Source organism: Paenarthrobacter sp. JL.01a (assembly GCF_025452095.1).
Lineage (GTDB): Bacteria > Actinomycetota > Actinomycetes > Actinomycetales > Micrococcaceae > Arthrobacter.
In genome coordinates this window covers 902294-918288 of the sequence record NZ_CP104877.1, presented here as the reverse complement: position 1 = coordinate 918288, position 15995 = coordinate 902294, and the positions used below count along the sequence as shown (strand labels likewise).

Annotated in this window: 13 protein-coding genes; 2 read left to right on the top strand and 11 right to left on the bottom strand. The window is 63.7% G+C overall.

Annotated elements, in window-relative coordinates; translation table 11 throughout:
* Both treS and N5P29_RS04540 read right to left on the bottom strand, forming a co-directional pair.
* Window positions 1–1797: a maltose alpha-D-glucosyltransferase gene (gene treS, locus N5P29_RS04545; protein ID WP_262277474.1), complete on the bottom strand. Its 1797-nt coding sequence runs from the start codon at window positions 1795–1797 to the stop codon at window positions 1–3.
* On the bottom strand, window positions 1797–3881 hold the full coding sequence (locus N5P29_RS04540) for an alpha-1,4-glucan--maltose-1-phosphate maltosyltransferase (protein ID WP_262277473.1): 2085 nt from the start codon (window positions 3879–3881) through the stop codon (window positions 1797–1799). Before N5P29_RS04540 ends, treS begins: the two co-directional genes overlap by 1 nt.
* 125 nt (window positions 3882–4006) lie before the next feature.
* Here N5P29_RS04540 and glgP point away from each other — a divergent pair, with 125 nt between their 5' ends.
* Window positions 4007–6631, top strand: coding sequence for an alpha-glucan family phosphorylase (gene glgP, locus N5P29_RS04535; protein WP_262277472.1), 2625 nt, complete (start codon window positions 4007–4009; stop codon window positions 6629–6631).
* Window positions 6632–6698: 67 nt separating this feature from the next.
* Here glgP and N5P29_RS04530 read toward each other — a convergent pair whose 3' ends face one another.
* Genes N5P29_RS04530 through glgX form a run of 3 tightly spaced genes read right to left on the bottom strand, consistent with a single transcriptional unit; the run spans window position 6699 to window position 9718 of the window.
* The gene (locus tag N5P29_RS04530; RefSeq protein WP_262277471.1) at window positions 6699–7058 is read right to left on the bottom strand and encodes a barstar family protein; all 360 of its coding nucleotides are present in this window, start codon (window positions 7056–7058) and stop codon (window positions 6699–6701) included.
* Between the two features lie 22 nt (window positions 7059–7080).
* Window positions 7081–7578: a guanyl-specific ribonuclease gene (locus N5P29_RS04525; RefSeq protein WP_262277470.1), complete on the bottom strand. Its 498-nt coding sequence runs from the start codon at window positions 7576–7578 to the stop codon at window positions 7081–7083.
* 25 nt (window positions 7579–7603) lie between these two features.
* A complete protein-coding gene (gene glgX / locus N5P29_RS04520; RefSeq protein ID WP_262277469.1) occupies window positions 7604–9718 on the bottom strand; it encodes a glycogen debranching protein GlgX in 2115 nt (704 codons plus the stop codon).
* A 118-nt stretch (window positions 9719–9836) separates the two neighbouring features.
* On the opposite strand from glgX, the gene N5P29_RS04515 reads away from it, so the two are divergent.
* Entirely contained in the window at window positions 9837–10646 is an 810-nt protein-coding gene (locus N5P29_RS04515) for a carbon-nitrogen hydrolase family protein (protein ID WP_262277468.1), read from the top strand.
* A 239-nt stretch (window positions 10647–10885) separates the two neighbouring features.
* Here the strand turns inward: N5P29_RS04515 and rlmB are convergent, their stop codons facing one another.
* The 6 genes from rlmB to N5P29_RS04485 all read right to left on the bottom strand — a co-directional run bounded on the left by rlmB (window position 10886) and on the right by N5P29_RS04485 (window position 15732).
* On the bottom strand, window positions 10886–11875 hold the full coding sequence (gene rlmB, locus N5P29_RS04510; protein WP_262277467.1) for a 23S rRNA (guanosine(2251)-2'-O)-methyltransferase RlmB: 990 nt from the start codon (window positions 11873–11875) through the stop codon (window positions 10886–10888).
* A gap of 81 nt (window positions 11876–11956) precedes the next feature.
* Entirely contained in the window at window positions 11957–13408 is a 1452-nt protein-coding gene (gene cysS / locus N5P29_RS04505; RefSeq protein ID WP_262277466.1) for a cysteine--tRNA ligase, read from the bottom strand.
* Window positions 13409–13443: 35 nt separating this feature from the next.
* The gene (locus N5P29_RS04500) at window positions 13444–13800 is read right to left on the bottom strand and encodes a hypothetical protein (protein WP_262277465.1); all 357 of its coding nucleotides are present in this window, start codon (window positions 13798–13800) and stop codon (window positions 13444–13446) included.
* Entirely contained in the window at window positions 13793–14347 is a 555-nt protein-coding gene (gene ispF, locus N5P29_RS04495) for a 2-C-methyl-D-erythritol 2,4-cyclodiphosphate synthase (protein WP_262277464.1), read from the bottom strand. Before ispF ends, N5P29_RS04500 begins: the two co-directional genes overlap by 8 nt.
* The gene (ispD, locus tag N5P29_RS04490) at window positions 14347–15129 is read right to left on the bottom strand and encodes a 2-C-methyl-D-erythritol 4-phosphate cytidylyltransferase (protein ID WP_262277463.1); all 783 of its coding nucleotides are present in this window, start codon (window positions 15127–15129) and stop codon (window positions 14347–14349) included. The genes ispF and ispD overlap by 1 nt, the downstream gene beginning before the upstream one ends.
* A 120-nt stretch (window positions 15130–15249) precedes the next feature.
* Complete coding sequence (locus tag N5P29_RS04485) at window positions 15250–15732, bottom strand: CarD family transcriptional regulator (protein WP_009357288.1); 483 nt, start codon at window positions 15730–15732, stop codon at window positions 15250–15252.
* Window positions 15733–15995: the final 263 nt, after the last annotated feature.

Genomic DNA, 15995 nt, shown 5'->3' with positions numbered 1-15995 from the left:
TCATCCTTTGGAGGTCACCACTGGAATCGCCTGGGTAAAAGGCGACGAGGGATTGGAAAATGCCGAGCGGAGCCGCAGCCAGTAAAAACTGTGGCTGCCCAGCATCACGGTCAGATGACCGTTGTCGCCGACGGCCGGGAAAGGCTGGCCGCCGAAAATATCGCGCAGGCCGCGGCCCGCGAACTCGGGAACATCCAGCGTTGCCGCCACCGGGTGCTGGGAAAGGTTAAAGACGCACAGAATGGTTTCCGCGTCCGCCCCTTCCGGATTTCCCGCCGGCAGCTCCCGGACGTAGGCCAGCACCACCTCATGATCAGCTTCGATGTGGCGGAAGCCGCCCAGGCCAAACACTGGATGGTTCTTGCGGACGCTGAGGATCTGCCGGGTCCACCGCAGGAGGGAACCGGAATGAGCGGCTTCGGCCTCGACATTGGCCATGCTGTAGTTGTAAACCAACGACTGGATCACCGGCAGGTAGAGCTTGCCCGGGTCCGCCGAGGAGAAGCCCGCATTGCGGTCGGGATTCCACTGCATGGGCGTGCGGACGGCATCGCGGTCATCGAGCCAGATGTTGTCGCCCATGCCGATCTCGTCCCCGTAGTAGAGGAAGGGACTGCCGGGCAGGGACAGCAACAGGGCATTGATGAGTTCGATCTCTGCCCGGGAGTTGTCCAGGAGCGGAGCCAAACGACGGCGGATGCCGATGTTCGCCCTCATGCGTGGGTCCGGGGCATACCAACCGAGCATCGCCGCGCGTTCCTCCGCGGGAACCATCTCGAGCGTCAGTTCGTCGTGGTTCCTCAGGAATGTTCCCCATTGTGCGCCGCGCGGGATCTCGGGGGTATCACGCAGCGTCTCAATGATGGGTGCGGCTTTTTGGTCCCTGAGGGCGTAGTACAACCTGGGCATGATCGGGAAGTGGAAGGCCATATGGCATTCGGGGGCTTCGTCAGTGCCGAAGTACTCCACCACTTCATGCGGCGGCTGGTTTGCCTCCGCGATGATCACCCTGCCGGGATAGTTGGCGTCCACCATGCGGCGGAGGTCCTGCAGGAACGTGTGCGTCGCCGGCAGGTTCTCGCAGTTGGTCCCTTCCTCCTCGAAAAGGTAGGGAATGGCGTCAGCGCGGAAACCATCGATTCCTTGGTCCAGCCAAAAGCGGATGACGTCGTACAGCGCCTCGATGACTTTGGGATTCTCGAAGTTCAGGTCCGGCTGGTGGCTGAAGAACCGGTGCCAGAAGAACTGCCGCCGGATGGGATCGAACGTCCAGTTGGATTCTTCGGTGTCCACGAAGATGATGCGGGCGTCCTGGTATTTCTCGTCAGTATCGCTCCATACATAGAAATCGCCGTAGGGTCCCGTGGGGTCCTTCCGGGATTCCTGGAACCACGGGTGCTGGTCCGAAGTGTGGTTCAAGGGAAGGTCGATGATGACCCGCACACCCCGGGCGTGGGCCTCGGCAACCAGGCGTTTGAAGTCGCTGATGGTGCCGAATTCGTCAAGGACGGACGTATAGTCGGCGATGTCATAGCCGCCGTCGCGCAACGGGGAATGGAAGAACGGCGGCAGCCAGAGACAATCAACGCCCAGCCACTGGAGGTAATCCAGTTTGTCGATCAATCCCTGGAAATCGCCGGAACCATCCCCGTTGGCGTCCGCAAAAGCCCGCACCAGCACTTCATAGAAGACTGCCTTGCGGTACCAGAGCGGATCATGCTGGAGACCTGGGGCATTCAGCTCGAAGGTGTTCTTCGGAGTGAAGTACTGGCTGGGATTCTGCGGGGAAAAACTCACTAAGGCTGCCTCCGGATGCTCAGGACGTGTGCCGGCTCAACGTGTGCATCCAGTCGGACGTAATTGTGTTCCCCCCACCACCAGCTCTGTCCGCTGATCAGGTCATCCACGCGGAACTGTCCGTCCTCGTTGAGGTCGGCCGGGTCCAGCGCCAAGGCTGCCAGGTCCAGCGAGACCGTGCTTTCACGGGTGCTGTGCGGATCCACGTTGACCACGATGATCAAGGTGTCCTTGGTGCCGTCGGGCAGCGTCTTGTGCTTCGAGTAGACGATCGTGGCGTCATCGGTGCTGCGGTGGATGGTCAGGTTCTGCAGGTCGCCCAGCGCCAGGTGGTCCTTGCGGATGGTGTTGAGCCTGGTGATGTACGGGGCCAGGGTGCGCCCGGACCCGGCCGCGCCTTCCCAGTCCCGCGCCTTGTATTCGTACTTCTCGTTGTCGATGTACTCCTCGGCGCCCGGCCGTGCCACGTGCTCGTACAACTCGTAGCCGGCATAGACACCCCAGAGCGGGCTGGCTGTCGCGGCAAGGACGGCGCGGATCTTGAAGGCCGCCGGGCCACCGTACTGCAGGTACTCGGTGAGGATGTCCGGGGTGTTCACGAAGAAGTTCGGCCGGAAATATGCCGGGCTGACGTGGCTGACTTCGTAGAAGTACTCTTCCAGTTCAGTCTTGGTGTTGCGCCAGGTGAAGTAGGAGTACGACTGCTGGAAGCCGGCCCGGCCCAGGGCGTGCATCATGGGCGGGCGTGTGAAGGCCTCCGCCAGGAATACCACCTCGGGGTTCTTCTTGTTGATCTTCCCGATCAGCCATTCCCAGAACCACACGGGCTTGGTGTGCGGGTTGTCCACACGGAAGACCTTGACGCCGTGGCTGATCCACAACTGCACGATGCGCAGGATTTCCTTGGACAGGCCCACGGGATCGTTGTCGAAGTTCAGGGGGTAGATGTCCTGGTACTTCTTCGGAGGATTTTCGGCGTAGGCGATCGAACCGTCCACGCGCGTGGTGAACCATTCGGGGTTGGACGTGACCCAGGGGTGGTCCGGAGCTGCCTGCAATGCCAGGTCCAGGGCCACTTCGAGGCCGAGCTCGTTGGCCCTTGCCACAAAAGCGTCAAAATCCTCGAACGTTCCCAGCTCAGGGTGGATGGCATCGTGGCCGCCGTCCTTGGAACCGATGGCCCACGGCGAGCCCGGATCCTGGGGCCCTGGAGTCAGCGTGTTGTTGCGCCCCTTGCGGTGCTGGAAGCCAATCGGATGGATGGGCGGCAGATAGATGATGTCAAAGCCCATCTCTGCCACGGCGTCAAGCCTCCTGGCCGCGGTGCGGAAGTTGCCGGAGGTCCACACACCCGTGGAGTGGTCCAGCACGGCGCCTTCGGACCGCGGGAAGAACTCGTACCAGGAGCCGCGGCCGGCCAGGTCCCGTTCCACCTGCAGCGGGAATTGTTCGGAAACGGTCACCAGTTCACGGATGGGCAGACGCTCGACGGCGGCAAGCACCGCGGGGCTGAAACCGGCGCCAAGGCGCTCCTCGGCGGATTTGGTGGTGTCGGCGAGAGCGACTGAAGCGGCACGCAGGGTGCGCTTTTCAGCGCCGGTACGTCCGGCGTCGTCGGCTGCTCCGGACAGAAGGGCCGCACCCTCGGCGAGCATCAATTCGACGTCGATGCCGGCGGCGACCTTCACTTCGGCGTTGTGGTGCCACGTGCCATAGCGGTCGTGCCAGGCCTCGATGACGAACGACCACGCACCTGTGCCGCTGGGGGTGATCAGGCCCTCCCAGCGGTCAAGGCCCTTCCACTGCTCGCCCTGGGCCGGGGCCAGCCGCACGCGCTGTCGCTCCTTGCCTCTGGGATCGAGCAGCACGGCGGTTACGCCCAGCTGGTCGTGCCCTTCACGGAAGACCGTGGCGCCAACCACGAGGTCCTCGCCAGGCAACGCCTTCGCCGGGAAACGGCCACCCTCCACCACCGGCTGCACGGCCGTGATGGGAAACCGGCCGAAGCGAAGTCCGTCGGTGATGTCCGTTGTCGTCTTGGATTTCAGAGCGGTGGTGGTTCGCGCAGTTTTCGTCACAAACATGACGTTAGCGAGAAAAATCACAGAATGCTAAGCAAACGAGGTTTCTACTCGACGCAAGATGACATTTACCTAAAAGAAACCCGATCCTGTTCCGACTGCCATGTGAGTCGGTTAGTGTGGCGCTCGTGAAGGCAATTCGAAGGTTTACAGTCCGTACCGTCCTCCCCGAGCCCATCCGGCCGCTGGCCCGATTGGCGACCAACTTGCGCTGGTCCTGGCACCGGCCAACCCGGGAACTCTTTGAGAGCATCAACCCCGGTCTGTGGGAGGCCGCCCAGCACGACCCCATAGCCCTTCTCGGATCCATCAGCCGCGAACAGCTGCAGGACCTGGCCAACAACGGCGAAGTAGTGGACCGCGTGCAGGCTGCGGCTGCGGACCTTGACCGCTACCTCAGTGAACCGCGCTGGTACCAGGGCCTCGGCCAGGACGCTCCGGCGTGCATTGCCTACTTCTCCCCCGAATTCGGCATCACGGAAGTTCTGCCGCAGTACTCCGGCGGCCTGGGCATCCTTGCCGGTGACCACCTCAAGGCCGCTTCGGACCTCGGTGTGCCGCTGATCGGCGTCGGGCTCCTCTACCAGGCCGGCTACTTCAAACAGTCCCTGTCCCGCGACGCCTGGCAGCAGGAAACCTACCCCGTCCTGGATCCCGACGGCCTCCCGCTGACCCTGCTTCGCCACCCGGCCAAGGACGGCGGCCAAGGCAAGCCTGTCCATATCTCCCTGCCGCTGCCCAACGGCCGCGAGCTGCACGCGCACGTGTGGCGTGCCGACGTCGGACGCGTTCCGCTGCTGCTGCTGGACTCCAACGTCCCCTCGAACGACGAAGCCGCGCGCGGAATCACCGACCGGCTCTACGGCGGCGGCGGCGATCACCGCCTGCAGCAGGAGCTCCTGCTGGGCATGGGTGGCGTCAAGGCCCTGCGCGTCTACCAGGAACTGACCGGCACTCCTGCGCCGGAAGTCTTCCACACCAACGAGGGACACGCCGGGTTCCTGGGGATTGAACGCATTCAGGAAGCCATGTCCGATGCCGAAAACCCGCTCAGCTGGGACGAAGCACTCGCCGCTGGCCGTGCGTCCACTGTGTTCACGACACACACGCCCGTACCTGCCGGCATCGACCGTTTCGAGGCGCTGCAGATCAAGCACTTCTTCGACGCCGGACTGGCACCGGCGGTGCCCACGGAACGGATCCTGGAGCTCGGCCGCGAAAACTACGACGGCGGCAACCCCTCGGTCTTCAACATGGCCGTGATGGGCCTGCGCCTGGCGCAACGCGCCAACGGTGTGGCCAAGCTGCACGGCGTGGTCTCGCGCGAAATGTTCTCCGGCCTCTGGCCAGGGTTCGACCATTCCGAAATCCCGATCACCTCCGTTACCAACGGCGTCCACGTGCCCACCTGGGTGGACCCCCGGATTTCCTCCCTGGCACGCCACCAGTTCGGTGCCGAAGCCGAAGCGTTGGGACGCTGGGACCTGGCCTACAACGTCAGCGACGAGGACGTGTGGGGGCTCCGCCGTGAACTCCGCACGCAGCTCATCGAAGACGTCCGACGCCGGCTCCGGGCATCCTGGAAGAAGCGAGGCGCCGCCGATGCCGAGCTGGGCTGGACCGAGAAGGTACTGGACCCGGATGTGCTCACCATCGGTTTCGCCCGCCGCGTGCCAACGTACAAGCGGCTGACGCTCATGCTGCGCGACCCTGCGCGCTTGAAGGCCTTGCTGCTCGACCCCAAGCACCCCATCCAGCTGGTCATCGCCGGTAAGTCGCACCCGGCAGATGACGCCGGCAAGAAGATGATCCAGGACCTGGTCCGTTTCACCGACGACCCCGACGTCCGGCACAGGATCGTGTTCCTGCCGAACTACGACATCGCCATGGCACGGACGCTGTTCCCGGGCTGCGACGTATGGCTCAACAACCCGCTGCGTCCCCTGGAAGCCTGCGGCACGTCCGGCATGAAGGCCGCGATCAACGGCTCGCTCAACCTTTCCGTCCTGGACGGCTGGTGGGATGAGATGTACGACGGCGAGAACGGCTGGGCCATCCCGACGGCCAACAACGGCGCATCCGCCGACGAACGGGATGACATCGAGGCCGCGGCGCTCTATGAGCTGCTTGAAACCCAGGTGGCACCCCGCTTCTACGGCACCACGGTTGCCCAGGGCGCCGGAGCCGCAGGACCGTCCGAGTCCAGCCACGAGACCGTGCCGACCCACTGGGTCTCCATGATCAAGCACACTCTCGCCCACCTCGGTCCTGCCGTTTCGGCTGAACGGATGCTCCACGACTACGTGAACAACCTCTACTGCCCGGCCGCGGTGTCAGGCCGCAGGGCTGTTGCCGAGTCCTTCAAGGAAGCCAAGGAACTCGCAGCGTGGACGTCCAAGGTCCGCGAGGCGTGGCCGCAGGTTGTGGTGGAACACGTTGACTCCGTTGGTGTGTCCGAGGAGCCCCAGGTAGGCGACAGCCTCCAGGTCAACGCCTACGTCGCGCTGAACAACCTGACTCCCGACGACGTCTCCGTGGAAGTGGCCTTCGGGCGTGCGGAGGAATCCGACGAACTCGAAGACATCGTCGTGGCGGAGCTGGACCCGGTGGAGGACCTCGGAAACGGGCGGCACCTGTTCAACGGCTCGCTGGTCATCAACCGCTCGGGCTCCTTCGGCTACACCGTCCGGGTGTTCCCGAAGCACTCGGCGCTGGCGTCCAAAGCTGAACTTGGGTTGATCGCGAACGCCTAGCCCCAATCACGTCGGTGACCCGCTTTTACGTTGTTGCCCAACAACGTAAAAGCGGGTCACTGACGTTTTAGTGCTCGAAAACTGCGATGATCGCCAGGTCACGGCCTGCGTAGCGCTCTGCGTCCTGCAGGATTTCGCACACGACGCCGAAGGAACGGTCCGTGCGGTAGGCGGCGGGGACCTGCCAGATCATGGTGACGGGGCTGCCGTCGTCCTCTGACAAGGCATCGGCGTAGTCGTGGAGGGAATCGTTCAGGGCATCCAGGTTCACGCCGTAGTACTCGGGGAAGTCCAGGACCTGGCCAAAGACCTCCAGGACTGCCTGCTTGGTTGTTGCCGGTGGCACAAGGACTGTCCTGCGGCCGGCGTCGGAAAGCTGCTCCTGCAGTTCCTCCACGGTCCAGGTGTCTGCTGAGTAGATCTTCATGGGCTCCTCTATGTGTCCTCGGCTACTTGTCCTCGACGATGAACGCGAACGACTCGTAATGGTCCGGCGTGTAGTACTTCGCGGCGTCCTTACCCACGATGATCCGCCGCGCTCCGCGATCCGATTCCCCCGGGGTGGGCACGGTGTACTCCTTGTAGAAACCCCCAGGCTTCTTGGGCAGCAGGCCCTCGAAATTGCCGAAGTTCACGCCGTCACGGTCGTAAGGATACGGGCCCCCTTTGGCGATCAATGCCAGAGTTTGGCGGGCTTCCTTCGGCAGTTGCGAGGCGTTGATGGAGGGCAGGCCGGAGGGGTTCTCCACAGCCTGCGGGGCCGTGGTCTTCCCAGGCACGGCGGCCGTTGACGTGGGCACAGGGCCAGGTGTCGGCGTCGTGGTTTGGACGCTTGGCGCCGGTGACGGTGCCGTCAGCGCGCCTCCGCCCACCATGGCAACCACCAGCACGACGACGGCGATCACCAGTCCCGCGAAAGCCACCAGTTTGCTGCGGCTGCGGTTCATGCGGAGAACTCCCTGTGCTTGGTACCTAGGTGCGGTAGATGTTGATGGTGTTGGCTTGCAGGATATCCCGCTCGCCGCTGGCCACCAACGCGCCCTTCCGGCGGTCATGCAGCACCGAGGTGGTGAAGCGCAGTTCGAACATGCGCTTGCCGATGCCCGACTCACTCAGGATCTCCGGAAGCACCATCTTCACGTCGTGGTTGTTGCCGTTGACCACAATCAGCCCGCGGATTTCGCTGTCCTCATGGCCCATCAGCAGCTGGACGGCACGAACACCGGGATCGTTCCAGCGTGCCGGCGTCATCCGCTGACCCTTGTCATCGAACCACTGAAGGCTGGAGCTGTTGGCCTGGCCGGGGAAGCTCTCCGGCTGGTGCCGCAGGAACCAGCGGCGCAAGCGCACCAGCTCCCGTGTGGTCCGGAACATGGCGTTGGCTTCCTGGGTCCGGCTCCAATCCAGCCATGCCGTGGGGTTGTCCTGGCAGTAGGCGTTGTTGTTGCCCTGCTGGGTGCGACCCAGTTCATCACCGGCAGTGATCATGGGAACACCGATGGAGATCAGCAACGTGGCCATCAGGTTCCTGATGGACAAGGCCCGCGCCGCAACGATGGCCTCGTTCTCACTACGGCCTTCCACCCCGTGGTTGTAGCTGCGGTTGTCTCCGTGGCCATCGCGGTTTTGCTCGCCGTTGGCCTCATTGTGCTTGCGGTCGTAGCTGACCAGGTCCTTGAGGGTGAAGCCATCGTGGGCCGTAATGAAGTTCACTGACGCCAGGCGAGTGCGGCCCGAGGACCCAAAGAGGTTTGCGGACCCCGCCATCAGCTCGGCCAACGACGCCACCGAACCGCCCTGGCCGCCGGCTTGCATGGCGGCACGGTCAGAAAGCCAGAAACTGCGGACACCGTCCCGGAAGTGGTCGTTCCAATCAGACCAACCCTGCGGAAAACGGCCCGTCTGCCAGCCGCCGTAGCCCACGTCCCACGGCTCGGAGATCAGCTTGACCTCCGACAAAACCGGGTCCTCCGCAATGGCCTGCAGAAAGGGGTGCCGGGGATCGAAGGTGTTTCCGGCGTCGCGGCACAAAGTCACGGCGAGGTCGAAGCGGAAACCATCCACATGGAACTCGTTGACCCAGTAGCGCAGGGAATCGAGCGCAAGGTCCACCACCACGGGTTCGCTGAAATCCAGGGTGTTGCCGCACCCCGTGGTGTCCAGGTAGCGGCCATGGGCATCATGGCGGTAGTAGCGCTTCTCCCCCAGACCCCGGAAGCTCAGGACCGGTCCGTCGGGGCCGGCTTCAGCGGTGTGGTTGTAGACGACATCGAGGATGACTTCGATCCCGGCCGCATGGAGCAGCTTCACCATGCCCTTGAGTTCGTCCTGCACGGCATGCGGACCTGCATTGCGTGCAGCTTCCGTGGCGTAGTCGGCGTGCGGAGCGAAGAAGGCCGCGGTGTTGTAGCCCCAGTAGTTGGTCATGCCGAGGTCCTGGAGGTGCGACTCATCCAGGTGGAAGTGGATGGGAAGCAGCTGCACGGCCGTAATGCCGAGCTCGGTGAGGTGCTGGATCATCACAGGATGCGCCATGCCGGCGTAGGTGCCGCGCAGGTGCTCGGGAATTTCCGGGTGAAGCATTGTCTGGCCCCGGACGTGGGCCTCGTAAATGACGGACGTCCGCATCGGGGTACGCGGCGGCTGGTCGTTGCCCCAATCGAAGCCGGTGTCCACGTGGACGCTCGTCAGGAACTCGCCACGTTGGTCCACGGCCCGCCCGTAGGGGTCCAGCAGCAGCGGCTGCCGGTCGTCGTCGTCGAGGTCCAGCGCCGGAACCGTCATCGGAAGCAAGCCTTCGGACGGCGCGGCCCGAAAGCCGTAGCGGGTTCCCGGAGGCAACCCGCCAACCAGGCCGAAATGCACGTCATTTTCCGTGTTGGGAAGGATCTGGGCACGCCACGATTCGCCCGGCGCTTGGAACACGATCTCCACCCGCTCCAGGTCCGGCGCAAAAACGGCCACGTTCAATTCATGGTTTCGCGTTCTCTCCGCATCCGAAAGAGCGGGCTGGGGTGCGCTCAGTCCGAGGGGGCGGGGCCGCGACGCATCTACGGCGGCTTCTGTGTCAAAGATAGGCATAACCATTGAAGGCAAGTTTAGTTCCACGCCCGGTATGTGCAGCCTTGGCGGCCCATATGACGACGAACTGCCCACTGATTTCATTAGTTGGCATACTGGGAGGCAGAGAATTGGAGGTTCTATCGTGCGCGTGGCACTCGCCCAAGTCATCTCCGGCCGGGACCTGGCCGACAACCTGCGGCTCCTGGAGGAGTATGCACGGCGCGCCAAAGACGGCGGCGCCGAGCTGGTGGTCTTCCCCGAAGCCATGATGCGCGCGTTCGGAAACTCATTGCTGGACATTGCTGAACCCCTGGATGGGCCGTGGGCGGCCAAGGTTCGCGCCATCGCGGAGGAACTGCAGCTGGTCATCGTCGCGGGCATGTTCACACCAGGCGCTGCTACGGAGGCCGGAGCACCCCGTGTACGCAACACCCTTCTGGCCACCGGCCCCGGCGTGGACGCCAGTTACGACAAGGTCCATCTTTTCGACGCTTTTGGCTTTGCGGAGTCGGACACCGTTGAGGCCGGCACAGATCCCGTAACGTTCGACGCCGGCGGCCTCACCTTTGGTTTGGCCACCTGCTACGACATCCGCTTCCCTGCCCTCTTCACTGCCAATGCGCAACGCGGTGCCCTGGTAAACATTGTGTCGGCGTCCTGGGGAGCCGGTCCCGGGAAGGCCGACCAGTGGCAACTTCTGGCCCGGGCACGCGCAGTGGACACCACCACGTTCGTTCTGGCGTGCGGCCAAGGCGATCCGGCAACCCAAGGCATTGAAGCGAAGGGCGCGGCGCCCACGGGAGTCGGGTACTCCGCCGTCGTCTCCCCCTTCGGGCAGGTCCTGGAGGGCCTCGAAGGTGAGCCGGGGTTGATCTTCGCAGACCTCGACCGGGCTGTGGTGGACGACGCCCGCCAGAAGCTCCCGGTCCTGGCCAACCGCCGCGACTTCTGACCCTCTCTCACATCCCCCGGGATTGGCGCGAACCCTCACTCACATCCCACCTGCTTCACGCCAACCCTCACGCACATCCCCTGGGCAATGACCGGGAGGGGGCTACCGCCGTCGTGTCTTCGCGACCGAATCACGCTGGACGTGAGCGAGCGACGCCACCAAACCCGCGGGACGCGAGAGAGCGTTGGTATGCAAAAGGCGGCGGCCGCGTCAGCGACCACCGCCCTTAAAGCAACCGCTTACTTGGCGGAGCGTTGCCGGGAGACCTCGTACAGCGAGATTCCCACGGCCATGGAGGCGTTGAGCGATTCCATGGCTGAGTCGATCGGGATGGAGACGATCTGGTCGCAGTTTTCGCGAACCAAGCGGCTGAGGCCCTTGCCCTCTGAACCAACCACGATGCAGACAGGCTCGGTGGCAACCGTGAGGTCGGGCAGCGAGACATCGCCATCGCCGTCCAGGCCAAGGACGTAGATGCCCATGTTCTTGAACTGCTTGAGCGCGTTGTTAAGGTTCGACGCGCGGGCCACCGGTACGCGGACAGCGGCACCGGCGCTGGTCTTCCAGGCGGACGCCGTAACGCCCACCGAACGACGCTCGGGCACGATCACGCCGTGACCACTGAAAGCGGACACGGAACGGATGATGGCGCCGAGGTTGCGGGGATCGGTAATGCCATCCAATGCCACGAAGATCGGGGCGTTGGAAATGTGTCCCTTCTTCCACTTCTCCACGGTTTGTTCCGCGAGCTCGTACGCGTCCTCATACTCGTACGGCGGGATCTGCAGAACGAGTCCCTGGTGGACGGCGTCCTCGGTCATTCGGTCCAGCTCAGGCTTGCCGGTCTCCAGCAACGGGATACCGCGCTCGGCCGCGAGCTTGAGGGATTCCTTGACGCGGTCATCCATTTCGATGCGGATGGCAACGTGCAGCGCCTTGGCCGGGATGCCCGCGCGCAGGGCTTCCACTACGGAGTTGCGGCCGGTGACCAGTTCCTCGGTGGCACGGCCCTTCGGGCCCGAGCGGGCGCCTGCGCCACCCGGACGTGCCGGTCCGCGCTTGGCAGCCGAGCGCTCGGCAAGCTCCTTGTTCTTGTAGGCCTTGTGGTAGACGCGGTCCTCCGCCTTGGGAGTGGGGCCCCTGCCTTCGAGGGCCTTGCGGCCGTGGCCTCCGGTACCAGCGGAGGGGCCCTTCTTCTTCTTGACCGACCGGTTACCGTTGTTGGCCATGGGGTTCCATCCTTGATTTTTGTGAGTAAGTCTGGAATCAAGTCTACTGACCCAATGCAATTCGGCCGCAGCGCCGCTTTGTCAGTCGCGCTTGAGGCTCCAGCTGGCGCCGTCCGCACCATCTTCGACGACGACGCCGGCGGCCGCGAGCGTATCGCGGATCGCGTCGGACGCGGCCCAGTCCTTGCTGGCCCTGGCTGCGGCGCGGGCTTCGAGCTGTGCGTCGACGAGGACCTTCAGCGCAGCATGTTCACGGCCCTGCTCGGCTTCGGGCTGCTTCACCGCGTCCAGGCCTAGTACCTCGGTCATGGAAAGCACGCTGTACAGGGCTGCCTTGGCGGCGTCCAGGTCACCTGAGGCGAGGGCCGTGTTGCCTGCCCGGACGGTTTCGTGCAGCACACCGAGAGCCTGGGGAACATTGAGGTCGTCATCCATGGCGGCGCTGAAGGCTGCAGGCATGTTGGCTTGTGGTGCCACGTCCATGCCACCGGGGACTTTCGCGGAAGCTTTCGAGATAAATCCGTCAATGCGTTCGACGGCGGCCGCGGCCTCCTGCAGCGAAGTGGGCCGGTAATCCAGCACGGACCGGTAGTGGGCCTGGCCAAGGTAGTAGCGGACGACGCGGGGTGAGGCGAGTTCAAGCATCTCGGCCGGGCTTACGGTGTTGCCGATGGACTTGGACATCTTTTCGCCCTCGTACGTGACCATGCCGTTGTGCATCCAGAAGTTGGCAAACTCATCGCCGGCGGCCTGTGACTGGGCCATCTCGTTCTCGTGGTGCGGGAAGCGCAGGTCCAGTCCCCCACCGTGGATGTCGAAGCGCGTGCCCAGGTATTTGGTGACCATGGCTGAGCACTCCAGGTGCCAACCGGGCCGGCCTGCGCCCCAGGGAGAGTCCCATTTGGCGGTGACGGGTTCGCCCTCTTTGAATCCCTTCCACAGCGCGAAGTCGCGGGGGTCGCGCTTGCCCCGGGGGTCGGCGTCGGCGGCGCCTTGCATGTCGTCGATGTTCTGTCGCGTCAGCGAGCCGTACTTGCTCCAGGAGCGCACGTCGAAGTAGACATCGCCGGAACCGTCCAGAGCGGCGTAGGCGTGGCCGCGGTCCATGAGGCGCTGGATCAGCGCGTGCATTTCCGGGATGTGCCCTGTGGCACGCGGCTCGTAGGTGGGACGCTGCACGCCCAGGGACTCGTAGGCCTTCTCGAATTCCTGCTCGTAGCGGTAGGCAAGGGCCCACCACTCCTCCGCCTGGCGGGCCGTGGGTTCACTGTCCCACTCCGGCCCGAACGACTGCGCGGACTTTGCCAGGATCTTGTCGTCGATGTCCGTGACGTTGCGTACGACAGTCACGCGCAGCCCGCGGAATTCGAGCCAACGGGTCAGCTGGTCAAAGGCGATCGCTGACCTGACGTGGCCCACGTGGGGCATTCCCTGGACAGTGGCCCCGCAGTAGTACACGCTGGCCTTGCCGTCTTCGAGGGGAACGAAGTCACGGACTTCGGCGGAGGCGGTGTCATAAAAGCGCAGGGTCACCGCTCCAGATTAGCCGATGACGCGGCGTGACTTGCCTACTTGCAGTATTCACCGATCTTGTTGAACTGAACCTTGAGTTTTTCCTGCTGCTCCTGCGTGGCCGCTCCCAGCGACGACGCGGCGGCCTTGTCCATGATCGCGGCCATTTCCTTGATGGGATCGCCGATTTCCGGCGCTACCTTATCCGCGATCTCGTGATAGTGCTCAGCAAGCTGCTTCGACTGCTGCTGCTGGTTGCCGTCCGGCTTGAAGGCGTCGTTGTTCAGGAAATCGCAGCTGGCCTTCACATCCATCCTGGGCGTCCCTGCGCAACCTCCCAGCAGGAGCACGGTGGCCAGCGCGGCCGCCAGCACCACTGCCGAACGCACGACGCCGGCACTTGGCTTACGCATGGGGCGCACCTTTCGCCGGGCCCGGCTCAGCGGGCGGTACCTCATGGCCGGACACCACGTAGACCAATGCAGTGGCCACGGCCGAAATGCCCTCGCCGCGACCCGTGAATCCCAGGCCATCGCTGGTGGTGGCCGTGACACTGACCGGGGCCCCGGCTGCTTCGCTGAGGACTTTCTGCGACTCTTCCCGCCGTGGCCCGAACTTGGGCCGGTTGGCCACGAACTGGACCGCCACGTTTCCGATCTCGAAACCTGCCGCTCGAACGATCCGGGCGGCCTCTGAAAGGAGCGTCACGCCGGAAGCGCCGGCGTACTCGGGCCGGTCCGTGCCGAAGTGTGTGCCAAGATCACCGATGCCGCACGCGGAGAAGAGGGCATCAGCGGCAGCGTGCGCGACGCAGTCGCCGTCGGAATGCCCTGACAGCCCCTGTTCGCCTTCCCACAGCAGGCCGCCCAACCAGAGCGGCTGGGGGTCATCTTCAGGAGCGAAAGCGTGGACATCGATACCGATGCCGGTCCGCGGCAGGACGTTGTTCTCCAGCGCCATCAGCCCTCCACCCAACGCATTCCCAGCGGACCTTCGAGGAGCCCCTCGGCGATGATGAGGTCCAATGGCGTGGTGATCTTCAGGGACTGGCTCGCCCCCCGGACAGCGTGGACCGGGACACCGAGGAGTTCCACCAGCATGGCGTCGTCGGTTACTGCGGCAGCCTGCTTGTCATCGAAGAGTTCGGCGGCCTGATGCGCCCGTTGCAGGGTGGCGAGCTCGAAACCTTGGGGGGTTTGGACGGCCCGGAGCTGCTCCCGGGGAGCGGTGCCCGTGACAACTTCCGGCGCAATCGAGGCATCCGAAGGATCCGTTTCCGCGACGGTCTTGATGGTGTCGACCACCGGCATCGCGGGAATCACGGCCTTGGCACCGGACGACAAAGCATCGGCAACGCGCTGGAACACCCGTTCAGGGGCCAGGGCCCGGGCAGCGTCATGGACGAGGACGAACTCGGTACCGTCTTCCAAAGCAGCCAAAGCGGCGCGGACGGAATCCGCGCGGGAGGATCCGCCGTCGACGACTGTCACTTCAGGACCACCGTCCACCAGGTCCACCGTGAAGTCCGCGATCGAAGCGCGCAACACGGTGTCACCCTTGGGCACAGCAACGCAGATCTGGCGGGCGACGTCGGAGGCGACAACTCCGCGCAGGGCGTGCATCAGGATGGTTTCGCCGCCCAACGGAACCTGGGCTTTGGGCATGCCGTAGCCGAGGCGCTCACCGGAACCGGCGGCAACCACAATCACGGCCGTAACGGCGCGCTTGGAAGGATGAGTCATGCGCTCAAGGGTATGCAAGATATGCATGAAATACCCACATTCCGGGTATTTCCGCCGTGCAGCAGCCTCTGAGGGCAAAAAGAAACCCGGCGGCGCTTTCGCACCACCGGGCATCAATTCTTAGGAAGCCAAGACCTCGTCAAGAACGCTTGCAGCCTTCTCTTCGTCTGTCTTTTCGGCCAGGGCCAGTTCTGAAATCAGAATCTGCCGCGCCTTGGCCAGCATGCGCTTCTCACCTGCGGAAAGGCCGCGATCGTGATCACGACGCCAAAGATCGCGGACGACCTCTGCCACCTTGATGACATCGCCTGAAGCAAGCTTCTCCAGGTTTGCCTTGTAACGACGTGACCAGTTGGTGGGCTCTTCAGTGAACTCGGCGCGGAGAACATCGAAAACGTGCTCCAAACCGTCCTTGCCCACTACGTCCCGGACCCCAACAAGGTCAACATTCTCTGCTGGAACTTCAATGGTCAGATCACCCTGAGCCACCTTGAGCTTGAGATACATCTTCTCTTCGCCCTTGATGGTGCGCATCTTGATTTCCTCAATTTTTGCTGCACCGTGGTGAGGGTAAACTACTGTCTCGCCGACCTCAAAAACCATGTGGACTTTCCCCTTTCCCGCAGACTAGTCTATCACGATTAAGGCATACGACTGGCATCGAACAGCTGTCTCGCCCGCGCCAATACTGGGAAAGAGGCCCCAAACGGGTTCATCCAAGCTCTTGACGTATTCGCCGAAAGATGCATCGGGCAGGCAACGCGAGGCGCCGGGCTTCTCCGTCAACTCCGCCACAAAGCCCTCACGAATCCTTGTTTTGGGCCGTTTGCCGATAGGCTATGGCTGAAAAAGTTTCCAATGACTCT

Coding starts and splice junctions, on each gene's coding strand:
- rlmB (WP_262277467.1), bottom strand. CDS start 11,875: ATGGCCAACAACGGTAACCGGTCGGTCAAGAAGAAGAAGGGCCCCTCC.
- ispF (WP_262277464.1), bottom strand. CDS start 14,347: ATGGCGCTGGAGAACAACGTCCTGCCGCGGACCGGCATCGGTATCGAT.
- N5P29_RS04485 (WP_009357288.1), bottom strand. CDS start 15,732: ATGGTTTTTGAGGTCGGCGAGACAGTAGTTTACCCTCACCACGGTGCA.
- ispD (WP_262277463.1), bottom strand. CDS start 15,129: ATGACTCATCCTTCCAAGCGCGCCGTTACGGCCGTGATTGTGGTTGCC.
- N5P29_RS04525 (WP_262277470.1), bottom strand. CDS start 7,578: ATGAACCGCAGCCGCAGCAAACTGGTGGCTTTCGCGGGACTGGTGATC.
- N5P29_RS04540 (WP_262277473.1), bottom strand. CDS start 3,881: ATGTTTGTGACGAAAACTGCGCGAACCACCACCGCTCTGAAATCCAAG.
- N5P29_RS04530 (WP_262277471.1), bottom strand. CDS start 7,058: ATGAAGATCTACTCAGCAGACACCTGGACCGTGGAGGAACTGCAGGAG.
- glgX (WP_262277469.1), bottom strand. CDS start 9,718: ATGGTTATGCCTATCTTTGACACAGAAGCCGCCGTAGATGCGTCGCGG.
- N5P29_RS04500 (WP_262277465.1), bottom strand. CDS start 13,800: ATGCGTAAGCCAAGTGCCGGCGTCGTGCGTTCGGCAGTGGTGCTGGCG.